This is a genomic window from Oleiagrimonas sp., assembly GCF_027858935.1.
In the GTDB taxonomy this organism is placed as follows: domain Bacteria; phylum Pseudomonadota; class Gammaproteobacteria; order Xanthomonadales; family Rhodanobacteraceae; genus Oleiagrimonas.
In genome coordinates, this window is record NZ_JAQIBU010000092.1 from 1 (window position 1) to 5763 (window position 5763).

The window sequence follows — 5763 nt, forward strand, 5'->3', positions numbered from 1 at the left end:
GCGACCATGTCCGCCATCCGCCTGGCGCGCGGCGCGACCGGGCGCAGCAAGATCGTGAAATTCGAGGGTTGCTACCACGGTCACGGCGACAGCTTCCTGGTCAAGGCCGGATCGGGGGCGCTCACTTTCGGCGTGCCGACCTCACCGGGCGTGCCCAAGGCCAGCGCCGACCTCACACTGACCCTGCCCTACAACGACCTGGATGCGGCCCGCGCCCTGTTCGCCGATCAGGGCGATGCCATCGCCGGTCTGATCATCGAGCCGGTCGCAGGCAACATGAACTGCGTGCCGCCCGTGGAGGGCTACCTGCAAGGACTGCGCGAGTTGTGCACCCGACACGGCACGGTGCTGATCTTCGACGAGGTGATGACCGGTTTCCGCATTGCCCCCGGCGGCGCACAGGAACGCTATGGCGTGACTCCGGACCTGTCCACCTTCGGCAAGATCATCGGCGGCGGCATGCCTGTGGGTGCCTATGGAGGAAAGCGCGAACTGATGCAGCAGATCGCGCCCACCGGACCGATCTACCAGGCCGGAACGCTGAGCGGCAACCCGGTTGCCATGGCCGCTGGATTGGCCATGCTCGAGCTGATCCAGACCCCCGGTTTCCACGACGACCTGGAAGCCAAATGCGCCACGCTTACCCACGGCATGCAGGCGCGGGCCGACAAGCATGGCATTGCCTTCAGCACGCACCATGTGGGCGGCATGTTCGGTTTGTTCTTCGGCCCCGGTCCGGTCACCCGTTTCGAACAGGTCATGGCCTGCAACGCCAATGCCTTCAAGCGCTTCTTCCACGGCATGCTGGAACGGGGCGTATACCTGGCACCAAGCGCCTTCGAAGCCGGGTTCATGTCCTCCACGCACACGCAAGCCGACATCGAGCTGACCCTCGCGGCCGCCGACGACACCATGGCCGAACTGGTGACGGAGACCGACTGAACATGCCCCGGGAGCCGGCGTCGGCGCATCCCGGGCCGCATGAACCCGCCCACGGGATGGCTTGGCGTGCCCGCTGCTTCCACATCATCTTTGGCCACCACGACTGACCGGGGCGACTGTTCGACGTGATCCTGATCATCGCCATCGTCGCCAGCATCCTGGTGACGATGCTCGATTCGGTGCAGGACCTGCACCTGCGCTTCGGCAAGGCGTTCTTCATCACCGAATGGGCCTTCACCCTGGTCTTCACCGCCGAGCTGGCCTCGGGCAGCCGCAACGCGCGTGCGCAGGGGCTGCGAGAACTGCGGACTGGCCGGACACGAAGCCGATGCGCGGTTCTGCCGCCACTGCGGAGCAAAATTGCCGCACATGGATGCAACTGAAACCGACGCCTGAACCTTCGATATTACCGACCCGCGGCACCCAGGGCTCACGCGCCGGAAACGAAATCTCCGAGTGCAGCACGCAACCGCTTCACGCCATCGGCAAGTTCCTCGTCAGTGATATTCAGCGCCGGAACGAAGCGCAGTACGTCGGGACCGGCCTGCAACAGCAGCAGGCCATGGCCCGCAGCCATGTCGAGGATGTCGCCGGCGCGCCCCTTGTGGGAATCGGCAAGTACCGCGCCCAGCATCAGGCCACGCCCACGGATCTGGTCGAACAATGCCAACGCATCGTTCAGGCCATGCAAGGCGTCGCGCAGCACCGCCGATTGCCGCTGCACGTTGGCCAGCAATTCCGGCGAGTTCAGCGTACGCAACGCAGCACGCGCCACCGCTGCGGCCAGCGGATTGCCGCCGAACGTGGTGCCATGCGCACCCAACCCCATGGCTTCGGCCACCCTGTTCCCGGCCAACATGGCCCCGATGGGAAAACCGCAGCCCAGGGCCTTGGCCAGGGTGACGATGTCCGGGACCACGTCGTCCTGCGCGTGGGCGAACAGCGTACCGGTTCGACCCATGCCGCACTGGATCTCGTCCAGCACCAGCAGCGCGCCGTGCGCATCGCAGAGTTGGCGAAGATGCGACAGAAACCCCGGATCGGCGGGCACCACCCCACCCTCGCCCTGCACCGGCTCGACCAGGATCGCAGCCACGTCGCCGGCCTGCATGGCGGCCTCCACCGCGGCCACATCGTTGAAAGGCAGGTAGCGAAAACCGCCCGGCAGCGGTTCATAGCCGTGCTGGTACTTCGGTTGCGCGGTCGCGGTGACCGTGGCCAGGGTGCGCCCGTGGAATGAACCCTCGAAGGTCAGGATCACCCGGCGCTCCGGTTCGCGCCCCTGCGCGGCCGCCCACTTGCGCACCAGCTTGATCGCCGCTTCGTTGGCCTCGGCCCCGGAGTTGCACAGAAACACGCGCTCGGCGAACCCCGAAGCGTTGACCAGTTCCTCGGCCAGCCGCAGCGAAGGCTCGGTATAGAAAATGTTGCTGACGTGCCAGAGCTTGTCCGCCTGCGCGGCCAGTGCCGCCTGCAGCGTCGGGTGCCGGTGGCCCAACGCATTGACCGCAATGCCGCCGCCGAAATCGACATACTCGCGTCCCTCGATGTCCCACACGCGCGAGCCTTCGCCGCGCTCCAGCACCAGTTCGCGTGGACGGTAAACGGGCAGGTAGTAGCGCCGACCCAGGGCAGTCAGCGAGGCAGTGGCGGCTTGGTCGCCGGCAAGAGGGTTCATGGAGGTGTACCCGGGCATGTATGTCGTGCGCGAGAAAGTCGACTCTGCAAACTTACCAGGAGCCGGTGTTGGTCATGGTGGCCCACGGCTCTTCCGGGGGCAGCGGTTCGCCTTTCTGCAACAGTTCGATCGAGATCAGGTCCGGCGAACGCACAAAGGCCATGTGCCCGTCGCGCGGTGGTCGATTGATGGTCACGCCCATCTGGTCGAGATGCGCGCAAGTGGTGTAGATGTTATCCACGGCAAAAGCCAGATGGCCGAAATTGCGAGCGGAACCGTAGTCTTCCTGCGAGTCCCAGTTGTGGGTCAGCTCGACCTCGATGCCCTCCTGCCCCGGCGCATGCAGGTAGACCAGGGTGAACTGTCCCTTCGGATAATCCTTGCGCCGCGCTTCGACCAGTCCGAGGCCTTCGCAGAAAAAACGCAGGTTGGCATCGAGGTCACGCACGCGCACCATGCTGTGCAGGAATTTCATGGCGGGTCTCCTTGGCCCCGGCGGGCCGCTGGATGTATCAGGGCGTTTGACGATACCGCAACCGGCAATCGTTCGTGGAAAGACTTTTCACGAATCCAGGAACAGATCCGGCATCAGCGGCTGTCCGGGTTGCACCGCGTAGCCGTCGAAATCGTCCATGCCTTCGTCACGAAGCACCTCTTCGTCGATAAAGAAGTGGCCGTTGCATCCGGTCGCCGGACGACACAGAACCGCATGGGCAGCATCGGCCACGATCTCTGGAGTACGGCACCGCTCGGGCTGCGCCGCGTCACCCAGCATGGCCAGCGCAGCCGTGGCGATCACAGTCCTTGGCCACAACGCGTTGACGGCGATGCCCTGGGAACCAAGCTCCGCGGCCAGTCCGAGCGTGACCAAGCTCATGCCCATCTTGGCCAGGGTATAGCCGGTGTGGGGCGCCCACCACTTCGGGTCCAGGCTGGGCGGCGGCGCGAGGGTGAGAATATGCGGATTGGCGGCCTTGCGCAGGTACGGCAGCGCAGCCTGTGCGCAGACAAAGCTGCCACGCGCATTGACCTGCTGCATCAGGTCAAACCGCTTGATCGGTGTGTCCTCGACGCCAGCCAGCCAGATGGCACTGGCGTTGTTGACCAGAATGTCGATGCCGCCGAACTGCTGCGCGGCCTGGTGCATGGCCTGGGCCACGGCATCGGCGTCACGAATGTCGAGCTTGATCGGCAACGCCTTGCCACCCGCCGCCTCGACCGCTTCGGCCGCCGTGTGGATGGTGCCGGGAAGTTTCGGGTTGGGCACCGCGCTCTTGGCCGCGATGACCACATTGGCCCCGTCGCGCGCGGCACGCAGGCCAATGGCCAGGCCAATGCCACGCGAGGCGCCGGTGATGAAAAGAGTCTTTCCGGAAAGCGTCGTCATGATGGATACCCGATCAGTGGGTTAGGGTGGCATCGCGCCTACTCGCGCTGGAATCTGGGGAGCAGGTCGCGCAACTGCGCCAGGCGACCCAACGGATCGCGCGTTTCCAGCAGCATCTGCCGCTCGGAACCATCCAGCGGCAACAGCTCGGCCATGCGAAAACCGACCCAGCTGGCATTGTCGTAATGCTGCCGCGGCACATCCTGCAAGTGTGGCGCAACCTGCTCGATCAGTCGTTCGAGGATGCCCGGCAACAGTCCGAACTCCGGCGGCACTTCGAGTTCGGGCTCGTCCTCCCAGCACTGTGCATCGCCGCGCAATTGACCATTGTCGCGCATGTGCACGTGCTGCACCCGGAAGCGTTGGCCGCCGCGGGCCGTGATGGCCAGCAGTCCCTCGCCGGTGGAGAAGAAATCGCTGATCTGCGCCAGCGTGCCCACCGCCGCCGGCACGGCCGGATCGCCAGCCTCATGACCCTCAAGAATCAGGCACACCCCGAACGGGCTGTCATGGCGCGCACACTCGCGCACCATGTCCAGGTAACGTTGTTCGAATATACGCAACTGTATAAGCCCGCCCGGATAGAGCACGGTGGACAAAGGAAACAATGGAAGGTCGCTACGACTGGAAGGATTGGAACCCATGGCAACAGTATAAGGAGATCCAGGCGGACTGGCCTGCGCAGCGCAAATATACGATTATGATTTTTTGCGCGCAGGGAGCAGGCATGTCCATGGAAGCATCTGCATCGGCACTGGTCCGATCCAATCAGGAACCCTCAGCAAGCGTCAACATTCGCGGACTGAACAAAAGCTTCGACAAGCACCCGGTGCTGCGGGATCTCGACTGGTCCATTCCCTCCGGACGCGTCGTCGGCCTGCTGGGCCGCAACGGCGCCGGAAAGACGACCCTGTTGCGCTGCATGGTGGGGTTGTCCCCGATTGACGACGGGCACGTGGACATTTTCGGTCAGTCGATGGCCGAACCCGGAGGCGAACGCCTGCAGCGCATCGGGTTCGTGCCCCAGAACTTCGAACTCTTCCCGTGGATGAAGGTGCGCAACTTTCTGGATTTCACGGCGGCCTTCTACCCCCACTGGGACCACGCCTTCGCAGAGCGCCTGCTGACGGACTGGGAGATCAACGCCCGGCAGAAAATCGGCGAGCTCTCCCAGGGGCAGCGACAGAAACTGGCGATCGTGCGCGCGCTGGCGCCGGACCCCGACCTGCTGCTGCTGGACGAACCGGTCGCCAGCCTCGACCCCCAGGCCCGCCGCGCGTTCATGGCCGAACTGATGCAGCGCGTGAAACGCCCGGGCAAGACGGTGGTGTTTTCCACCCACATCACCGCCGACCTGGAGCGCGCCGGCGCCGATATCGCCCTGCTCAAGGATGGGCGCATCGTGCTGGAGAGTACCCAGGCCATGCTGCACCAGCGCATCCGCCTGGCGCGTCTGACACGGGACGCCGGATGGCCGACCACGCCCGAACTTGCCGGCCTGGTGCGCGCCACGACCAACGGCAGCGAGCTGCGGCTGATCGTCGACGGGACCCAGGACGCCGACCTCCAGGCGCTGGCCGATCGTGAACAGGCCGAGCTGGCCATCGAGCCGCTGCCGCTGGAAGATCTGTTCGTGGAACTGGCATGAAGGCGGTCTGGAAGCTGCTCAGCCTGCCGCTGCGGCAGATGCCCCTGGCGACCTGGCTGCTGGTGGTCTGCTATGTCGCCAGCCTGACGGCCATGGTCGTGGATGGCC

7 protein-coding genes are annotated in these 5763 nt (G+C 65.0%); 3 read left to right on the plus strand and 4 right to left on the minus strand.

What is annotated here, in order from left to right; translation table 11 throughout:
* Together PF446_RS03635 and PF446_RS03640 are read left to right on the plus strand one after the other, a co-directional pair.
* Positions 1 to 942: glutamate-1-semialdehyde 2,1-aminomutase (locus PF446_RS03635; protein ID WP_298069830.1), on the plus strand; the 942-nt coding region annotated here is incomplete at its 5' end.
* A 125-nt stretch (positions 943 to 1067) separates the two neighbouring features.
* A complete protein-coding gene (locus tag PF446_RS03640) occupies positions 1068 to 1325 on the plus strand; it encodes a hypothetical protein (RefSeq protein WP_298069836.1) in 258 nt (85 codons plus the stop codon).
* 47 nt (positions 1326 to 1372) lie between these two features.
* On the opposite strand, the gene PF446_RS03645 is transcribed toward PF446_RS03640, so the two are convergent.
* From PF446_RS03645 to PF446_RS03660, 4 genes are all read right to left on the minus strand, one after another.
* The gene (locus tag PF446_RS03645) at positions 1373 to 2620 is read right to left on the minus strand and encodes an acetylornithine/succinyldiaminopimelate transaminase (RefSeq protein ID WP_298069838.1); all 1248 of its coding nucleotides are present in this window, start codon (positions 2618 to 2620) and stop codon (positions 1373 to 1375) included.
* Between the two features lie 52 nt (positions 2621 to 2672).
* The gene (locus PF446_RS03650; protein ID WP_298069841.1) at positions 2673 to 3095 is read right to left on the minus strand and encodes a VOC family protein; all 423 of its coding nucleotides are present in this window, start codon (positions 3093 to 3095) and stop codon (positions 2673 to 2675) included.
* Between the two features lie 87 nt (positions 3096 to 3182).
* On the minus strand, positions 3183 to 4007 hold the full coding sequence (locus tag PF446_RS03655) for an NAD(P)-dependent oxidoreductase (protein WP_298069843.1): 825 nt from the start codon (positions 4005 to 4007) through the stop codon (positions 3183 to 3185).
* A gap of 38 nt (positions 4008 to 4045) precedes the next feature.
* The gene (locus tag PF446_RS03660; protein ID WP_298069845.1) at positions 4046 to 4651 is read right to left on the minus strand and encodes an LON peptidase substrate-binding domain-containing protein; all 606 of its coding nucleotides are present in this window, start codon (positions 4649 to 4651) and stop codon (positions 4046 to 4048) included.
* Between the two features lie 83 nt (positions 4652 to 4734).
* Between PF446_RS03660 and PF446_RS03665 the strand changes: the two genes are divergently transcribed.
* On the plus strand, positions 4735 to 5655 hold the full coding sequence (locus PF446_RS03665) for an ABC transporter ATP-binding protein (protein WP_298069847.1): 921 nt from the start codon (positions 4735 to 4737) through the stop codon (positions 5653 to 5655).
* Positions 5656 to 5763: the final 108 nt, after the last annotated feature.

What these genes read in the sequence shown, in the direction of transcription:
- PF446_RS03645 (WP_298069838.1), bottom strand. Translation starts at nt 2,620, where the DNA reads ATGAACCCTCTTGCCGGCGACCAAGCCGCCACTGCCTCGCTGACTGCC.
- PF446_RS03650 (WP_298069841.1), bottom strand. Translation starts at nt 3,095, where the DNA reads ATGAAATTCCTGCACAGCATGGTGCGCGTGCGTGACCTCGATGCCAAC.
- PF446_RS03665 (WP_298069847.1), top strand. Translation starts at nt 4,735, where the DNA reads ATGTCCATGGAAGCATCTGCATCGGCACTGGTCCGATCCAATCAGGAA.
- PF446_RS03660 (WP_298069845.1), bottom strand. Translation starts at nt 4,651, where the DNA reads ATGGGTTCCAATCCTTCCAGTCGTAGCGACCTTCCATTGTTTCCTTTG.
- PF446_RS03655 (WP_298069843.1), bottom strand. Translation starts at nt 4,007, where the DNA reads ATGACGACGCTTTCCGGAAAGACTCTTTTCATCACCGGCGCCTCGCGT.